General features: G+C 35.7%; 15 protein-coding genes. 13 read left to right on the top strand and 2 right to left on the bottom strand.

Annotation, left to right across the window (positions count from 1 at the left end):
• Entirely contained in the window at window positions 1-1,221 is a 1,221-nt protein-coding gene (gene odhB / locus ACTIEI_RS09330) for a 2-oxoglutarate dehydrogenase complex dihydrolipoyllysine-residue succinyltransferase (RefSeq protein ID WP_439506019.1), read from the top strand.
• Window positions 1,221-2,420 (top strand): Fmu (Sun) domain-containing protein, encoded by a 1,200-nt coding sequence (locus ACTIEI_RS09325; RefSeq protein WP_439506018.1) that lies wholly within the window; start codon window positions 1,221-1,223, stop codon window positions 2,418-2,420. The genes odhB and ACTIEI_RS09325 overlap by 1 nt, the downstream gene beginning before the upstream one ends.
• Here the strand turns inward: ACTIEI_RS09325 and mnmA are convergent.
• On the bottom strand, window positions 2,417-3,532 hold the full coding sequence (mnmA, locus tag ACTIEI_RS09320; protein ID WP_439506017.1) for a tRNA 2-thiouridine(34) synthase MnmA: 1,116 nt from the start codon (window positions 3,530-3,532) through the stop codon (window positions 2,417-2,419). The two genes, ACTIEI_RS09325 and mnmA, sit on opposite strands and share 4 nt — an antisense overlap.
• A 146-nt stretch (window positions 3,533-3,678) precedes the next feature.
• Between mnmA and ACTIEI_RS09315 the strand changes: the two genes are divergently transcribed.
• The 11 genes from ACTIEI_RS09315 (at window position 3,679) to ACTIEI_RS09265 (ending at window position 15,218) form a co-directional block, all read left to right on the top strand.
• Window positions 3,679-4,125, top strand: a complete 447-nt coding sequence (locus ACTIEI_RS09315; protein WP_439506016.1) for a single-stranded DNA-binding protein — start codon at window positions 3,679-3,681, stop codon at window positions 4,123-4,125.
• A 158-nt stretch (window positions 4,126-4,283) separates the two neighbouring features.
• Entirely contained in the window at window positions 4,284-5,204 is a 921-nt protein-coding gene (locus tag ACTIEI_RS09310; protein WP_439506015.1) for a fasciclin domain-containing protein, read from the top strand.
• Between the two features lie 159 nt (window positions 5,205-5,363).
• Entirely contained in the window at window positions 5,364-6,122 is a 759-nt protein-coding gene (locus ACTIEI_RS09305) for a LytR/AlgR family response regulator transcription factor (RefSeq protein ID WP_439506014.1), read from the top strand.
• 48 nt (window positions 6,123-6,170) lie between these two features.
• Window positions 6,171-7,253, top strand: coding sequence for an Ldh family oxidoreductase (locus ACTIEI_RS09300; protein ID WP_439506013.1), 1,083 nt, complete (start codon window positions 6,171-6,173; stop codon window positions 7,251-7,253).
• Between the two features lie 37 nt (window positions 7,254-7,290).
• The gene (locus ACTIEI_RS09295) at window positions 7,291-8,613 is read left to right on the top strand and encodes an aspartate kinase (RefSeq protein ID WP_439506012.1); all 1,323 of its coding nucleotides are present in this window, start codon (window positions 7,291-7,293) and stop codon (window positions 8,611-8,613) included.
• Window positions 8,591-10,519, top strand: coding sequence for an NADP-dependent phosphogluconate dehydrogenase (gene gndA / locus ACTIEI_RS09290; RefSeq protein ID WP_439506011.1), 1,929 nt, complete (start codon window positions 8,591-8,593; stop codon window positions 10,517-10,519). The genes ACTIEI_RS09295 and gndA overlap by 23 nt, the downstream gene beginning before the upstream one ends.
• Window positions 10,516-11,871, top strand: a complete 1,356-nt coding sequence (locus ACTIEI_RS09285; RefSeq protein WP_439506010.1) for a GntP family permease — start codon at window positions 10,516-10,518, stop codon at window positions 11,869-11,871. The genes gndA and ACTIEI_RS09285 overlap by 4 nt, the downstream gene beginning before the upstream one ends.
• Window positions 11,872-11,888: 17 nt before the next feature.
• Complete coding sequence (locus ACTIEI_RS09280) at window positions 11,889-13,010, top strand: carboxypeptidase-like regulatory domain-containing protein (protein ID WP_439506009.1); 1,122 nt, start codon at window positions 11,889-11,891, stop codon at window positions 13,008-13,010.
• Between the two features lie 86 nt (window positions 13,011-13,096).
• The gene (locus ACTIEI_RS09275) at window positions 13,097-14,074 is read left to right on the top strand and encodes a YitT family protein (protein ID WP_439506008.1); all 978 of its coding nucleotides are present in this window, start codon (window positions 13,097-13,099) and stop codon (window positions 14,072-14,074) included.
• 39 nt (window positions 14,075-14,113) lie between these two features.
• On the top strand, window positions 14,114-14,776 hold the full coding sequence (locus ACTIEI_RS09270) for a Pr6Pr family membrane protein (protein ID WP_439506007.1): 663 nt from the start codon (window positions 14,114-14,116) through the stop codon (window positions 14,774-14,776).
• Complete coding sequence (locus ACTIEI_RS09265; protein WP_439506006.1) at window positions 14,751-15,218, top strand: iron chaperone; 468 nt, start codon at window positions 14,751-14,753, stop codon at window positions 15,216-15,218. The genes ACTIEI_RS09270 and ACTIEI_RS09265 overlap by 26 nt, the downstream gene beginning before the upstream one ends.
• An 82-nt stretch (window positions 15,219-15,300) precedes the next feature.
• Here ACTIEI_RS09265 and queA read toward each other — a convergent pair whose 3' ends face one another.
• Window positions 15,301-16,350: a tRNA preQ1(34) S-adenosylmethionine ribosyltransferase-isomerase QueA gene (queA, locus tag ACTIEI_RS09260; RefSeq protein WP_439506005.1), complete on the bottom strand. Its 1,050-nt coding sequence runs from the start codon at window positions 16,348-16,350 to the stop codon at window positions 15,301-15,303.
• Between the last annotated feature and the right edge of the window lie 161 nt (window positions 16,351-16,511).

The following is a 16,511-nucleotide window of genomic DNA, read 5'->3' as shown; positions in this document are numbered from 1 at the left end:
ATGATCGAGATAAAAGTACCTACGGTTGGAGAATCAATCAATGAAGTGACCCTTTTGAAATGGACTAAAAAAGATGGAGAATGGGTAGAACGTGATGAAGTGATTGCAGAATTGGAAAGTGAAAAAGCCACTTTTGAAGTGAATGCAGAAAAAGCAGGCATTCTTACAACAATTGGTAAAGAAGGGGATACCCTCAATATCGGAGATGTGTTGGCTAAAATTGATGAAACAGCTTCAAAGCCTGAAGGAATTGCTGCCCCATCTGCTCCAGCTGTTGCTGCTCCAGTTACTCCTATTAATCAAGCAGCAGTAACTGCAGTTTCGAATGATATTAAAGCAAGTCCAGTGGCTTCTGCTATTATTGCAGACAAGAAGGTAGACACCAAATCGATTACCCCTTCTGGAATGGGTGGTAAAATCATGAAACAAGATGTATTAGATGCTTTAAATAATCCAGGTAAAAAATCTTTTGCCCCTGATGGAGCTTTATTTAGTAGAAATGTGCGTCAAGAAAAAATGAGTGCGCTTCGTAGAACCATCAGTAGAAGATTAGTAGAATCTAAAAACACTACAGCTATGCTCACCACTTTTAACGAAGTGGATATGACGCAGATAATGGAAATAAGAAAACAATATAAAGATAAATTTAAAGAGGGGCATGGGGTTAATTTAGGCTTTATGAGCTTCTTTGCTAAAGCTTGTGCAATTGCATTGGGTGAATGGCCTTCTGTAAATGCCTACATTGATGGAGATCAGATTATTTATCATGATTATGCAGACATAAGCATCGCTGTTAGTACACCAAGAGGTTTAACGGTGCCAGTTATGCGTAATGTGGAGAGCCTTAGTATGGCTGATATTGAAAAGAAAGTAGTAGAATTAGCAGGTAAAGCTAGGGATAGTAAATTAACTGCAGAAGAATTGCAAGGGGGTACATTTACTATTACTAATGGGGGCGTTTTCGGCAGTTTGATGAGTACGCCCATTATCAATATTCCACAAAGTGCTATTTTAGGAATGCATAAAATACAGGAACGTCCAATGGCAATTAATGGTCAAGTTGTTGTTAGACCAATGATGTACTTGGCTCTTAGCTATGATCACCGCATTATTGATGGTAGAGAGAGTGTGAGCTTTTTAGTTCGAGTAAAGGATCTTTTGGAAAATCCCGCATTATTATTAATGGGAAAAGATCCAGTGAAAGCATTATTAGAACTATAGTGAAGTACGCTGAAAATTATTTACGTTCTGCTGCTGCAATCATTACTGCATATAGTGGGGATATGCCTTTTGCTGGGTTTTTAAAAATGCATTTTGCTGCAAATAAAAAGTTTGGTTCAAAAGATAGACGGTATATCTCACAAATTTGTTACAGTTACTTTAGAACAGGTAATTCAATGGTAGGGATTGATTTGGAGCTAGCTTTAAAAGCTGCTTTGTATCTCTGCAATAACGAGCCAGGAGTTTGGGCAGATTTATTTGATCAACCTTGGTTAACGAATTGGAGTGTATCATTAACTGAGCGAATTGAATATGTAAAAAATCATATTGCCTATTTTAATCCAACTCAAATATTTCCCTTTGTTTCTTGCTTGAGCAAGACTATTGAAGTTGAAAAGTTCAGTCAGTCACATTTAATTCAACCAGACTTATTTATTAGAGTTAGACCTGGTAGATTGCCTAATGTAATAAAAGCGTTTACTAGTAATGGAATTGCGTATAAATCAATTACTGAATCATGCCTTGCTTTGCCTAATGGTACAAAATTGGAAGGTATAGCAGAATTAGATAAAGATTTTGTTATTCAAGATTATAGTTCTCAACAAACGGCAAGCATAATGGAAGCTGCCAAGCAACTTCGTAAAGGCAAAGATGCTTCGGTGGATGTTTGGGATTGTTGTGCTGCTAGTGGGGGGAAGTCTATTTTAGCAAGAGACTTTTTAGGTAATATGGAACTGACTGTATCTGATATTCGAAAAAGTATAATACAAAATTTGGCTCAACGATTTGAAAGGGCAGGCATTAGAAAATACCAATCATTAGTTGTGGACTTAAGTATGCCAATCACTGCTCCTGAATTAGCAGGAATGCAGTTTGATTTGATTATTTGTGATGCGCCTTGCTCAGGTAGTGGTACTTGGGGTAGAACACCGGAACAGTTGACACAATTCAGTGAACATGAAATTGTTGTTTTTCAACAACTGCAACAACATATCGTGCAAAATGCTTTACCTAAACTTCGTAATAATGGGTATTTCTTATACATTACTTGCTCTGTTTTTGAAGCAGAAAATGAAGCAATAATTCCATTTTTTGAAAATAAGTTCCCTTTTGTAAAACTAGTGGAGCAAATCTCAATAAAAGGATATGATATGAAAGCAGATACCATGTATGCTGCTTTATTTAAGAAAATGGATTAACTATTTAATATCAATTCGCCTCTTTGTATAATACCACCGCCAATTACATCATTGCCTTCGTAGAAAACAGCACTTTGGCCGGGGGCTATACTTTTAACGTTCTCATAAAAGCGAGCTCGAATAATTCCATTTGGTTCATTGTATAAATTACTAAGTGCTCCTTTGTCTTTATAACGAATTCGGGTTATGGCTTCCATACCATCGGAAATTCCATCATATTTCATCCAATTTAATTTCCCTACCATCATGTCGTTTTGCTCAAGGTCAGATTCATCTCCTAGCACTACTGTATTGGTGTCGGGGTTGATAGAAGTTACATAAACTGGATGTCCCATGGCTATGTCTAAACCTTTACGTTGCCCAATAGTATAAAAAGGATAGCCTTTGTGTTGTCCTAGTTTTTTGCCCGTTTTATCTATAAACCATCCACCAGCAACTTGTTCTTCTAATCCGTCCACTCTTCTTTTTAAAAAACCTCTATAATCGTTGTCTGGAACAAAACAAATCTCGTAACTCTCACTTTTCTTGGCTAGTTCTGGGTATCCCATATCCATTGCCATCTGTCTAATTGCTGATTTATGATAACCTCCAAGAGGCATCATCGTTCTACTAAGCAGTTCTTGATCTAATCCCCAAAGAACATAGCTTTGATCTTTGGTATCGTCTAAGCCCTTGCTAATTACATATCTACCATTGGTATGCTGTCTTATTTCTGCATAATGGCCTGTTGCAATATAGTCACAACCCAAAGCATTCGCCCTTTTGAGTAATGCCTTCCATTTTATATGTGTATTGCACATTACACAGGGATTAGGCGTTCTGCCTGCTAGATATTCTTCAACAAAATTTTCTATTACAAAATCTCCAAATTCATCCCTAATATCTAAAATAAAATGTGGAAACCCATGGTGAACTGCTGCCTGTCTGGCATCATTAAATGAATCAATATTACAACATCCAGTTTCTTTTGTACTAGATCCGCTACTAGCATAATCCCAAGTTTTCATGGTAATGCCAATCACTTCATACCCTTCATGGTGCAGCATTAATGCCGTAACAGTACTGTCAATACCTCCACTCATTGCCACTAGCACTTTTCCTTTACGGCTCATTTTATTTGAATTTTTATGCAAAAGTAGAACATCAATCCCAAAAATGGGTTTCGGAATACGATATTAACCGTTAAAAACAAAAAGGATCCGCGGTTAATACGCATTTTTCTTAATTTCAATTTTTAGAAATTGACAAAAAAACAATTATGATTAAACTGACAGCAATTGGCAATCTGGGTAAAGATGCCATTTTGAATAATGTGAATGGAAAAAATGTAATCAACTTTACGGTTGCGCATACTGAGCGTTATAAAGATGCTCAAGGAAATCAGAAAGATAAAACAACTTGGGTTGATTGTGCCTACTGGACAGAGCGAACAGGCATTGCTCCTTATTTAAAAAAGGGAACACAAGTATATGTTGAAGGTCAACCTGATGTAAGAACCTATACCACTAAAGAGGGAACAAACGGAGCAACCCTTTCCTTAAGAGTAAGCAGTGTTCAGCTATTGGGAAGCAGAAACAATGACACTGCCCCATCTTCTGGTGGATATGCTTCCGGGGGGGGATATCAACCTGCACCAGCAGTTAATACCAGTAGCTCTTCTAATTCCAATGACATTACAGAGCCGTTTGATGATTTGCCTTTTTAATTGATAGGCCCTATTTATTGAAAAAGGTATTGCAATTGCAATACCTTTTTTTGATTCGGATTCTCTATATCAACAATTCAGCTATTATTTATAACAATTCGGTAAATATTGGGCAACGATTAATAGATTATCATGTTCTTATGTTTAAACTTTAGGACATGAAAATTAAACAAATTTTACCGAAAATTTTAGTGGGATTAGGTTTAGTTCTTTTTGTAGGAACTGGTTGTAAGAAAGATGCTACACCTGCACCTGCAACTATTGCAGACATTGTAAATAACAATGCTAGTTTTACTACCCTCAAAGCTGCGGTTGAAAAAGCAGGAATTGGAAGTGCTTTGTCTAGTGGATCACTTACAGTATTTGCTCCTGATGATGCAGCTTTTGCCGCAGCTGGAATCACCGCAAGTACTCTACAAACTTTAACAGCCGCTCAAGTGGCAGACATACTTACTTACCATGTTTTGACTGTAAAAGTAGGATCTGCTGATGTACCCGTTAGTGATGGAGTTGTTACCCTTCAGGGTAAAAAATTATTTGCATCACGAAATGCAAATGGTGTATTTGTAAATGGGATTAAAGTTAAATCGGCAGATATTAACGCAAGTAATGGAGTTGTTCACGTGATAGAGAACGTGCTCATTCCACCTACCCAAACGATTCAGCAAATTGCTGCAGAAAATCCTAATTTAAGCCTTTTAGTAGCAGCTGTTTCAAAGGCTGGATTGCTGAATGCAATTGGTGCTGAAGGTAAGCTAACTGTTTTTGCACCAACTAATTCGGCTTTTAATGCAGCTGGGTTTAATTCAACTGCTGACATCAACGCAGCTTCCACCAGTTTAATTACCACTGTTGTTAGCTACCATGTTTTAGGTACAAATGTTTTTGCAAGTGATTTAATCAATGGGGCTACTGCCACAACTTTACAAGGGGGGACTCTAACAATTGGATTAACGCCTCCTTCGGTAAAGATTACCACAAGTGCTAATCCACCGTCCAATATCGTTTTAAATGGGGGTATAAATATTGTTGCAACAAATGGGGTAGTTCATTTAATTAATAGGGTGTTATTACCGTAAATATTACTATAATTTACCAGCTTGATATTATTGTTAAATCCGGAACAAAATCCAATTTGTTCCGGATTTTTCTTAATTAACTGTAAATACAACCTTTGATTATAAAAATCGATATTGTTTTAAAAACCTTTTTTTCTCTTGACTGTTCCTATTTAACCTATGGAAATACTGATCATCGAGAAGGAATATCCGATTGCCGAAAAATTATGTAAAATGTTACATGATTACAATCTTGGGAGCCTATCAGTACATTATGCTGTAAATAAAGAACAGCTGAAAAAAATTCTCATCAATCATTCTCGACTAGATTATATTTTTTTTGATATAACGTTGGGCGATGAATACTTGGTTCAACTTTTAAATGAACATTCAAAGGAGAGCCCTTTAATCTTTTTAACCAATCAAAGTTTTATTCCTACTCAGCCAATCTCAGCTAATTATATTGATTACCTTATCAAGCCATTAACTGAATTGAATTTAGGTAAAGTTTTATTAAAATACGAGCGCTTCAAATTTCAACATCTTGGTGCTACGGGTAAAACTAATCCAATCTTTTATTCATCTAGAGATGCGAACTATAAAAAGCGATTTCTAATTCATTTGGGAACCAGAATGTTTTTTGTAGAAACAAAGGATATTGCTTACTTTTTTGTTAGTGAAAAAAATGTATACCTCGTTAATCTAGAAGGCATAAAATATCCAATTGATTATTCTTTAGAGAAATTACAGCAGTTGGTTGATCCTTTAAAATTCTTTCGAATAAACAGAAAAATCATCTGTAGTACACGGTCTATTCGAGAAATCAAAACCTATATTAATAGTCGTTTGAAAATCATATTAGCAGCTGGTAATAATAGTGATGAAGCAGTAGTGAGTAGAGAAAAAGTGACTGCTTTTAAAGAATGGGTTGAGGGATAATTTTTTATATCCGTTTTCAGATGAATGATTGCTTCGTACATTGCATATATGGAAAAGATATTCCAATATGATCAACTGTATGCGTTTACTAACGCCGTTTTTACTAGTATGGGCTGTTCTTTTGAACACGCAAAAACAGCAACAAAAGTATTGCTGTCCGCAGATTTGCGTGGAATAGATAGCCATGGTGTCGCTCGTTTGAGTGGTTATGTTCGCCTTTGGAAAGCAGGAAGAATCAATTCGAAACCAACGATTAAAATTATTCATGAAACTCCTTCAACAGCAGTAGTAGATGGAGATCAAGGTCTAGGTTTAGTAGTAGCCCCTTTTGCTATGGAGATTGCGATGCAAAAAGCTAGCGCTGTTGGAACTGGTTGGGTGGCTGTTCAAAATTCTAATCATTTTGGTATTGCAGGATATCATGCAATGATGGCTTTAGAAAAAGATATGATAGGAATGGCAATGACCAATGCAAGCGCCTTGGTTGCACCTACTTTTTCAGTAGAGAAAATGTTAGGGACTAATCCAATTGCTGTAGCCATACCAGCTCAAGACCAGCCTCCTTTTGTTGCTGATTTTGCCACTACTACAGCCGCGAATGGCAAACTAGAAATATTGCAGCGAAAAGGCCAAGATGCTCCAAAAGGATGGGTTCAAGACCATATTGGAAATGAAAGTAATGATGCCAATATTCTTAAAAAAGACGGGTCATTACTGCCATTGGGTTCTGATAGAGAGCATGGTAGTCATAAAGGATATGCTTTAGGGAGTATAGTAGACATATTTTCAGCAGTATTAAGCGGAGCTGCTTATGGGCCATGGGCGCCTCCTTTTCCTGCTTATATCCCAATGCCAGAAAATATGCCTGGTAAGGGACTGGGACATTTTTTGGGTGCTATGCGGGTAGATGCATTTAGACCTGCTGATGAATTTAAAAGCCATATGGATCATTGGATTAATCGGTTCAGGAATGCACAACCTATTCAGGGTGAAGAAAAAGTGTTGATACCAGGTGATCCTGAAAGAATTATGGAAAATGAAAGGATAAAGAATGGTATCCCGTTGTTATCAATTGTTGTAGAAGATTTACAAAAAACAGGTGAAATATTTGGGATTAAATTAAGCCAATAGTGCTTGTTAGCGTTACATTTGCTGCAAATTAGATGCAATGATGAAAGTTATGAAGTTTGGCGGTACAAGTGTGGGTAAACCAGAGCGTATGCATGAGGTGGCTAAATTAATTACCCGTGATACCGAGAATAAAATAGTGGTATTAAGCGCATTAAGTGGAACAACCAATTCATTAGTTGAAATCAGTAATTTCCTTGCTCAAGGAAATAGAGAGGGTGCAAAAAATGCGATTGAAAAACTTCATGAACACTACAAGCAGTTTATTCAAGAATTAGTACATAAAGAAGAAAGTCAACAAAAAGCCAATCAAATTATTGCCGAGCATTTTGAGTTTCTACATATTATTCTGCGTATTTCTTTTAGTGAAGCCTTAAATAAAGATATTCTTGCTCAAGGTGAACTTATGAGCACCAAATTGTTTTCTGTGTATTTGTCTGAAATAGGAGTAGATCATGAATTGTTGCCTGCTTTAGAATTCATGAGTATTGATGTAAATGAAGAGCCTCAATTGGGAGCCATTAGAATTAAGCTAAATGATTTGATAAGAAAACATTCGGATAAAAAAATATTGGTTACGCAGGGGTATATCTGTAAAAACGCCAGAGGCGAAGTAGATAATTTAAAGCGCGGCGGAAGTGATTACACGGCTTCTTTAATTGCGGCTGCATGCAATGCCACAGTTTGTGAAATATGGACAGATATAGACGGTATGCATAATAACGATCCTCGAATCGTTGGCAAAACTATTGCGATAGAACAATTAAGCTTTGATGAAGCAGCGGAGTTGGCTTATTTTGGCGCTAAAATTTTACATCCTACCTGTATTTGGCCAGCCCAACAAGAGAACGTCCCTGTTAAATTATTGAACACTATGCAACCTGATGCTGCTGGAACTGTTATAACTAAGGAAGCTGGTAGCGTTGGGGTTAAGGCAGTTGCTGCAAAAGACGGTATTATCGCAATAAAAATCAAAAGCAGTAGGATGCTTTTAGCTTATGGTTTCTTGAGAAAAGTATTTGAAGTATTTGAGAAGTATAAAACTTCTATTGACATGATTACTACTTCTGAAGTAGCTGTTTCGGTTACCATTGACTCAGCTTTATTTTTAGATGATATCGTTAGAGAACTTGAGCCATTTGGCACAGTGGATGTAGAAAAGGGTCAAACAATTGTGTCTATTGTAGGGAATGAAATTGCAAAAACGGATCATGTATTGCAGAAATTATTTGATGCTTTAAATGAAGTGCCAGTTACAATGGTGAGTTATGGAGGCAGTGCACACAATATTTCTCTATTGGTGCCGCAAGACTATAAAACAAAAACATTACAGCTTTTAAATGCTGGATTGTTTGGGTTATAATTTGCTGAATAAAATTATTTATATCATGGGGGTGTCTGGTTGTGGTAAAACAACCGTTGGCACTTTATTGTCTGGAAAAACTGGGTATCCTTTTTTTGATGGAGATCAGTTTCATCCTAGTGACAATATTGAAAAAATGGCTTCGGGGATTCCTTTAAGCGATGATGATCGTTTACCCTGGCTAAAGAATATTAGGGAATTTGCAGAAAAGAAAGCATACGGTAATTCAATTATTATTGCCTGCTCTGCGCTGAAGCAAACTTATCGGGATATACTTTCGAACATACCTTCTGCTAAATGTCATTTTATTTTATTACACGGTACAGAAGCTTTATTGCGTGAGCGTTTGCAGAAAAGGGTTGGTCATTTCATGCAAGCAAATTTATTAACCTCACAACTGAATATTTTAGAAATTCCTACTGATGCTATGTTAATTGATATAGCCTTAGCACCATCAAAAATTGTAGCGCAAATTATTGACAAACTACCAATAACTTTAAGTATGCAAGAATTTGGATTAATTGGTTTAGGTGTTATGGGAAAGAATCTAAGTAGAAACTTTGCCAACAAAGGCTTTCATCTTTCATTGTATAATCGATATGTAAAAAACAAAGAAGAAAAAGTAGCCGAAAAATTTATTGCTGAATATCCTGAGTTAAAAAGCGCTAAAGGATTTGAAGACCTTAGTGAATTTGTTGAATCATTGTCATTACCTAGAAAAATCATGTTAATGGTTAATGCAGGTGAAGCTACTGACGATTTGATTAATCAGCTTATACCGCTTTTGGATAAGGGAGATGTTTTAATTGATGGAGGAAACGCTTACTATAACGATACGGATCGAAGATTAGCTCATTTAAACAATTTAGGCATTCACTTTATTGGTACTGGGGTGTCCGGAGGCGAGGAGGGTGCATTAAAAGGGCCTTCAATAATGCCTGGCGGTTCAGTTCAAGGATATTTGTTAGTACAGCCATTTCTTGAGAAAATTGCTGCAACCAATAGCAAAGGAGTTAATTGTTGTAAATATATTGGAGAAGGTGGAGCAGGTCATTTTGTTAAAATGGTACACAATGGAATTGAATATGCTGAAATGCAATTATTGGCTGAGTTGCTTCAGTATTTAAAACTGAATGGTGGATTTACCTATGATTTAATTGCACTTCTTTTAAAACCATTTCTTCATACAGACAAAAGCAGTTATTTATTAGAAATAACTATTCAAATTCTACAGAAAAAATCGAAAGGACAATATTTGGTCGATCAGATTTTAGATAATGCAGGAAATAAAGGCACTGGTAGTTGGACTTCTATTGAGGCTTCAAAATTCGGCATTCCAATTCCTACACTAACAGCTGCTTTATATGCTCGTTTTATGTCTTCAATGTGGGAGGAGCGTAAACGTGTGGCGGATAAAATGCCAACCAATATCCATAAGCAGCCGATAGATATAAATACGGTAATGGAAGCATACCAACTATGTAGAATCATTAATCATCATCAAGGATTTCATTTGATTTCAACTGTTTCAAAACAAAATGGTTGGAATATCAACTTGTCTGAATTAGCAGAAGTATGGACTGCTGGTTGCATCATTCGATCTAAACTAATGGAAGATTTGAAAGAGTTTATGGCTCAATCAAATAATCTGCTTTTACATCCGCTGATCATACAGCAGTGTAATTCTTCGATAGATTCTCTAAAGGAACTACTATCTGAGGCATTAATTAGTGAATTGCCCATGGATTGTTTTAGTGCTTCCGCACAATATTTATTTAGTTTGAAACAATCCGAATCGGGGGCATCTTTAATTCAAGCTCAAAGAGATTTTTTTGGTGCACATACTTATCAATTAAAAAATGATCCCCACGGCCCATTCTATCATACTAATTGGCACGAAGCATGAATTACTTACTAATCTTTAGTGTATTTGCTGGAATTGCTAGTTTACTAATATTGGTGCTTTATTTTAAGTTTCCGGCATTTATAGCATTGTTAATTGCCTCCATTATTAGTGGAATGTTGGCAGGATTATCAGCACAAAATATGGTAGAAACAATTCAAGAAGGCATGGGCTCAACATTAGGTTTTGTTGCTACTATTGTAGGCTTGGGTTCAATGTTTGGTGCGATATTAGAGAAGTCTGGTGGGGCAGACGCTATTGCGCGTTATTTGCTCAATAAAGCTGGACAAAATAAGTCTCCACTTGCAATGGGTTTTATTGGGTTAATTATTTCTATTCCTGTTTTTTTTGATGTGGCTTTTATTTTATTAATTCCCATTGTTTATGCATTACAAAAAAATACAAACAAATCATTATTACTTTATGCTATTCCATTGCTGGCTGGTCTAGCTTTTGGACATGCTTTTATTCCACCTACACCAGGTCCAATTGCAGTTGCTGAAATTATTGGTGCTGAAATGGGCTGGGTGATTTTGACTTCTATCTTAATTGGTATTCCAACAGTTATTTTATGTGGGGTATTATTCGGGAAAATGGTTGCAAGCAAAATTCATATAGATGTCCCTGTGCAAATGGTAGCTTCTCCTGTTGAAGACCATAATAATCTTAAGTACTTGCCTTCCTTTTGGTTAACAATTGGAGTGGTCTTTTTACCCATTGGTTTAATTCTTTTGAATACTAGTTTCAAGGCAGGCCTAATGACTATTAAAAGTAATTCCGTCAATCAATTTATTGCGCTAATGGGTCATCCATTTTCTGCATTAGTAATCGGGAATATTGTCGCATGGATTTTTTTGGGGATTAAAAAAGGTTACAGTGCTAGTGATTTGAGTAAAATTTCAATTCAATCTATGGCTCCTGCGGGTGCCATAATTTTAGTGACAGGAGCAGGTGGTGTTTTTAAACAAGTGCTAGTGAATACAGGTGCTGGCAAATTATTGGCAGAATTGCTTTTACATGCGGGTGTATCTATTGTTTTATTTGCATTCTTAGCAGCAGCCATTATACGTCTTTTGCAAGGTTCTGCAACAGTTGCAATGATTACTGCTTCAAGTTTATTGGCCCCTTTATTGGTTACTGGAACGTATTCTCCTATACAAATGGCTGCATTGGTTTCTGCTATCGCAGCAGGGGCTACTATTTTTTCTCATGTTAATGATAGTGGTTTTTGGCTAGTAAAGCAGTATCTAGGATTGACTGAAAAACAAACTTTTCAGTCATGGTCTATAATGACATTATTGATGTCTTTCGTAGCTGGTTTATTCGCAACTTTGATTTTTTATATTGGAACATAATCTCAACTATAAATCCTATGAAGTGGTTATTTATTTTCATCTTTAGTTTACTGACTTTAGGAGCTGAAGCACAAAAGAAATTAATAGGTAAAGTTGTAGTGTCTGGATCACAGGTTCCTATTTCTTCCGCGAGTGTTTTTTTGAGTAATACTTCTGTTGGAACTATTTCAAAAGAAGATGGAAGTTTTATCATTGATCCTTTGCCTAATGGCAGATATGATTTAGTAGTGACTATACTAGGATATGAAACCTATGTTAAAGAAATTAATTCAAATCAAATTCCTGATTTTTTAATCATTCCTTTAACATTTAAACCTACAGAATTGCAAGAAGTGATTGTTGGCAATTATGATAAAAATGGTTGGGATAAGTGGGGTGACTTTTTCATGGAAATGTTAATCGGAAAAACACCGAATGCCTTAGACTGTAAGTTATTGAATAAAAATGCGGTAAAATTTAGGTATAATAAGAAAGAAAATATTCTAAGCGCATTTGCTGATGAACCCTTAAAAATAGTTAACAATGCATTGGGCTTCGATTTAAGTTATGAGTTATTGAGTTTTGAGTATAATTATAAGTCGCGAATATTTTTTTACCAAGGATATCCTTTATTTAAAGAAAAGCAGCCTAGAAATAATCGTCAGAAAACTAGATGGAACTTAAATCGAAATGAAACATTTGAAGGATCATTAATGCATTTTATGCGCTCGATTTATAGAAATAGTTTACAAAAAGATGGATTTGAGTTGCGTAGAATGATCAAACAGAAAACCACTAATACAAGTATTACCATTAATGGACAACATCCTACTCAAGAGATTGATGTTTTAATAGATATTCCTATTCCTGGCGATAGTATTGCATTTGCTATTGATAGTACCACTGCAGGGATTCAATTCAAAGACTATTTGCAGGTAGTGTATAAGAACAAACAAATGTCATCGGCTTATGTTAGAGAAACTAGGGGCGTTCAAATAGGTGCTCCAATCACAGCTAGATTAGTCATGCCAGATTCGAATAAAGTAGTAGCAGTATTAGCCAATGGAAGTTACTTTCAAGGTAAAGATATACTTACAATGGACTATTGGGCATGGTCCGAAAAACTTTCTAATATGTTGCCGCTTGATTTTCGTAAATAAAACAGTGAGAATGTTAAAATTGTAAGAGATCTTTTTAATACCCGATTTTTTTATTTCATCGCAGTGATTCTTTAGTAAATTGCCGTATGCATTCATTTTTAAAGAAGCTTATTGTAAGATCAGTACTTCGCCCTGATAAAGGATTGACCGATGGGGAATTGTTTTATACCCCTTATCAAATTGCAAAAGGGCTTCGAATATTCCGAGTGACCATTTTCGCTGGGTTAAAGGATGCATTATTAATTTGTTTGGGCGTTCTTTCAGCTGCTTTTGGTTTGAAAGGATTTTTATTAACTAATCAATTTATCGATGGCGGCGCAACGGGTATTTCACTTCTTATATCTGCTTTATCAGGTGTGCCAGTTGGGCTTTTGATTTTATTAGTGAATATCCCTTTTTTGCTTTTTGGATATAAGGTATTAGGTACTCAGTTTGCTATCAAGTCTGCTATTGCTATTTTATTGCTCTCCTTAACCGTTCATTTTATTTCATTTCCAGATGTTACCAAGGATAATTTATTAGTATCTGTTTTTGGAGGATTTTTTTTAGGGGCTGGTATTGGCCTTTCAATTCGTGGAGGAGGGGTTTTAGATGGCACAGAAGTATTAGCTATTGCTTTGAGTAGAAAATCAGGTCTTACAATTGGAGATGTCATTATTTTAATAAACGTTTTAATTTTTTCTGCAGCAGCTTACTTTTTATCTGTTGAGATTGCAATGTACTCGTTGTTAACTTATTTAAGTGCATCAAAGACATTAGACTTTATCATCGAAGGGTTGGAGGAATATACGGGGGTTACTATTATTTCGGTTCACAATGATAAGGTTCGATCTATGATAATAAATATTTTGGGTAGAGATGTAACCATTACAAAGGGAAAACGAGGTTTTGGGAAATCAGGTGATTTAAAAGAAATGGATATTGTGTATACCGTAATTACTAGATTAGAAATCAATAAATTAAATACAGAATTAGAGAAAATTGATCCAAATGCATTTGTTGTAATGACTAGCATAAAAGATACTAAAGGAGGAATGATAAAGCGAAGCGGTGTGCCACATTAGTTCATTTTCTTTGTATCTTGAGAAAGAACATTTACCTATATGAATAAACACCCCAATGCACTAGCTGGTATTATTGCTTTAGTTGTTTTTTGTGGCATTTTCCTCCAGTTTGTCATTATGGTTCAAGCGCCAACAAGTAACTCAGTATTTGTTAGAATCATCCAATTTTTCAGCTATTTCACCATATTAAGTAATTTGTTGGTGTTAACTTATTTTACTTCAAGATCACTTTCAACTGATTTTATTGAAAATGCCTTTTGGAAAAGGGCTGAAACAAGCACTGCTGTTACAGTTTATATCTCAATTGTAGGAATTGTATATCATTTAGTATTGAGTAATATTTATCATCCTCAGGGACTTGCTAGAGTTGCGGATCATATTTTACATACTTTTACTCCAACTGTTACCGTATTATATTGGTATGTTTTTGTTTCCTCGAAAAAAGTGAATTATTCTTCAATTCCTTATTGGTTGATTTATCCATGTTTGTATTTTGTTTATACGATTATCCATGGTTCTATCACGCAATTTTATCCTTATCCATTTTTGGATGTAGACAAAATTGGTTTATTACAATCATTTCTCAATTGCTTGGTGGTATTAGTAATATTTGCATTTTTAAGCCTACTGTTGAGTTTCATAGCTAATTGGCGTTTCAAAAAAAATAATAAACTTTATGATCAGCGAAGCAAAAACTGTTGAAGAATATATCAGTCAAATCCCTTCTGATCAAAAAGTTCAGATTGAGCAATTGCGTAAATCAATCAAAAATAAATTACCAAAGGGGTTTAAAGAAGTAATGAATTATGGCATGATTGGCTATGTGGTTCCACATAGTATTTATCCGGATGGATATCATTGCAATCCTCAATTACCATTGCCTTTTTTGGCCTTAGCTGCTCAAAAAAATTTTGTTGCATTTTATCATATGGGAATTTATGCAGACCCTCAATTATTAAAATGGTTTACTGAAGCATATGCCAAATCAGTTTCAGGCAAATTGGACATGGGGAAGAGTTGTATGCGTTTTAAAAAAAATAGTGTTATTCCTTATGATCTCATTGGCGAACTGGTTCAAAAGTTGACAGTGCTAGATTGGATTAATCTGTATGAAAGAAACTATAAAAAACTTCCTAAAAAATAATACGCACAAGAAACTCCCTTTAATTAAAGGGAGTTTCTTGTGTTAGACACTAACTAGTGTCAGGTGTAAATTCAAATTCAGTTTAAACAATTAATAATGCGTCTCCATAACTGAAGAAGCGATATTTATCTTTAATAGCTTTCTTATAGGCTTCAATTGCTAAGTCGTAACCAGCAAAGGCACAAGTCATAATCAATAAGCTTGTTTTCGGTAAATGGAAATTGGTTACTAAGCTATCTGCAACATTAAATGTGTAAGGAGGATGAATAAAATGGTTTGTCCATCCTTCACTTGGTTTTAATAATTTTTGTGCAGTAAAGCTGCTTTCCATGGCACGCATGGTTGTTGTACCTATTGAGCAAATTCGTTTGCCACTTTCTTTTGCTTTATTAACAATGGCACAAGCTTGTTCATCAATTTGATAATACTCTGCATCCATCTTGTGTTTGCTTAAGTCTTCTACTTCAATTGGGCGGAATGTGCCTAAGCCGGTGTGAAGGGTTACTTCTGCAAAACGAATACCTTGTATTTCACAACGCTTGATTAATTCCTTGCTAAAATGCAAACCTGCTGTAGGGGCCGCAACAGCACCCTCGTGCTTTGCATATACCGTTTGGTAACGCTCTTTGTCTTCTTCGTCTGGCTTGCGCTTGATGTATTTGGGCAATGGGGTTTCCCCTAAAAATTCTAACATTTTTTTGAAGCTAGCATCATCGTCATCCCATAAAAAACGGATGGTTCTTCCGCGACTAGTAGTATTATCAATAACTTCTGCTACCAATTCTTCGTTGTCTCCGAAGTACAATTTGTTGCCAACTCTAATCTTTCTTGCGGGATCAACAATAACATCCCATAAGCGATTGGGCTTATTTAATTCACGCAACAAGAATACTTCAATTTTAGCACCCGTCTTTTCCTTTCTGCCATACATTCTAGCAGGGAAAACTTTGGTATTATTAACAACAAAAACGTCTTTGTCGTCGTAATAATCTAAAATGTCTTTGAAGTAGCGGTTTTCCATATGTCCGCTTTTACGATCTACCACCATTAGGCGGCTGTCTTCTCTTCTTTTAGTGGGATTCTGGGCAATCAGGTTTAACGGTAGGTCAAACTTGAACTGAGATAATTTCATGTAACTAATCTTTTTAGATGATAGCCACAGCAAGTTGTTCAATCCGCCTTGAGGCAGAATAGGATAACTTCATGTTACGGCATGAATTTTTAAAGTTGGCAAAAGTACAAAAAAATAGCCTATTATCCAATTTTAAAAGATTGCAAAGGATGCGTAATTTT

Source organism: Sediminibacterium sp., assembly GCF_051860225.1.
Classification (GTDB): domain Bacteria; phylum Bacteroidota; class Bacteroidia; order Chitinophagales; family Chitinophagaceae; genus Sediminibacterium.
This window is presented reverse-complemented; position numbering and strand designations above follow the sequence as displayed.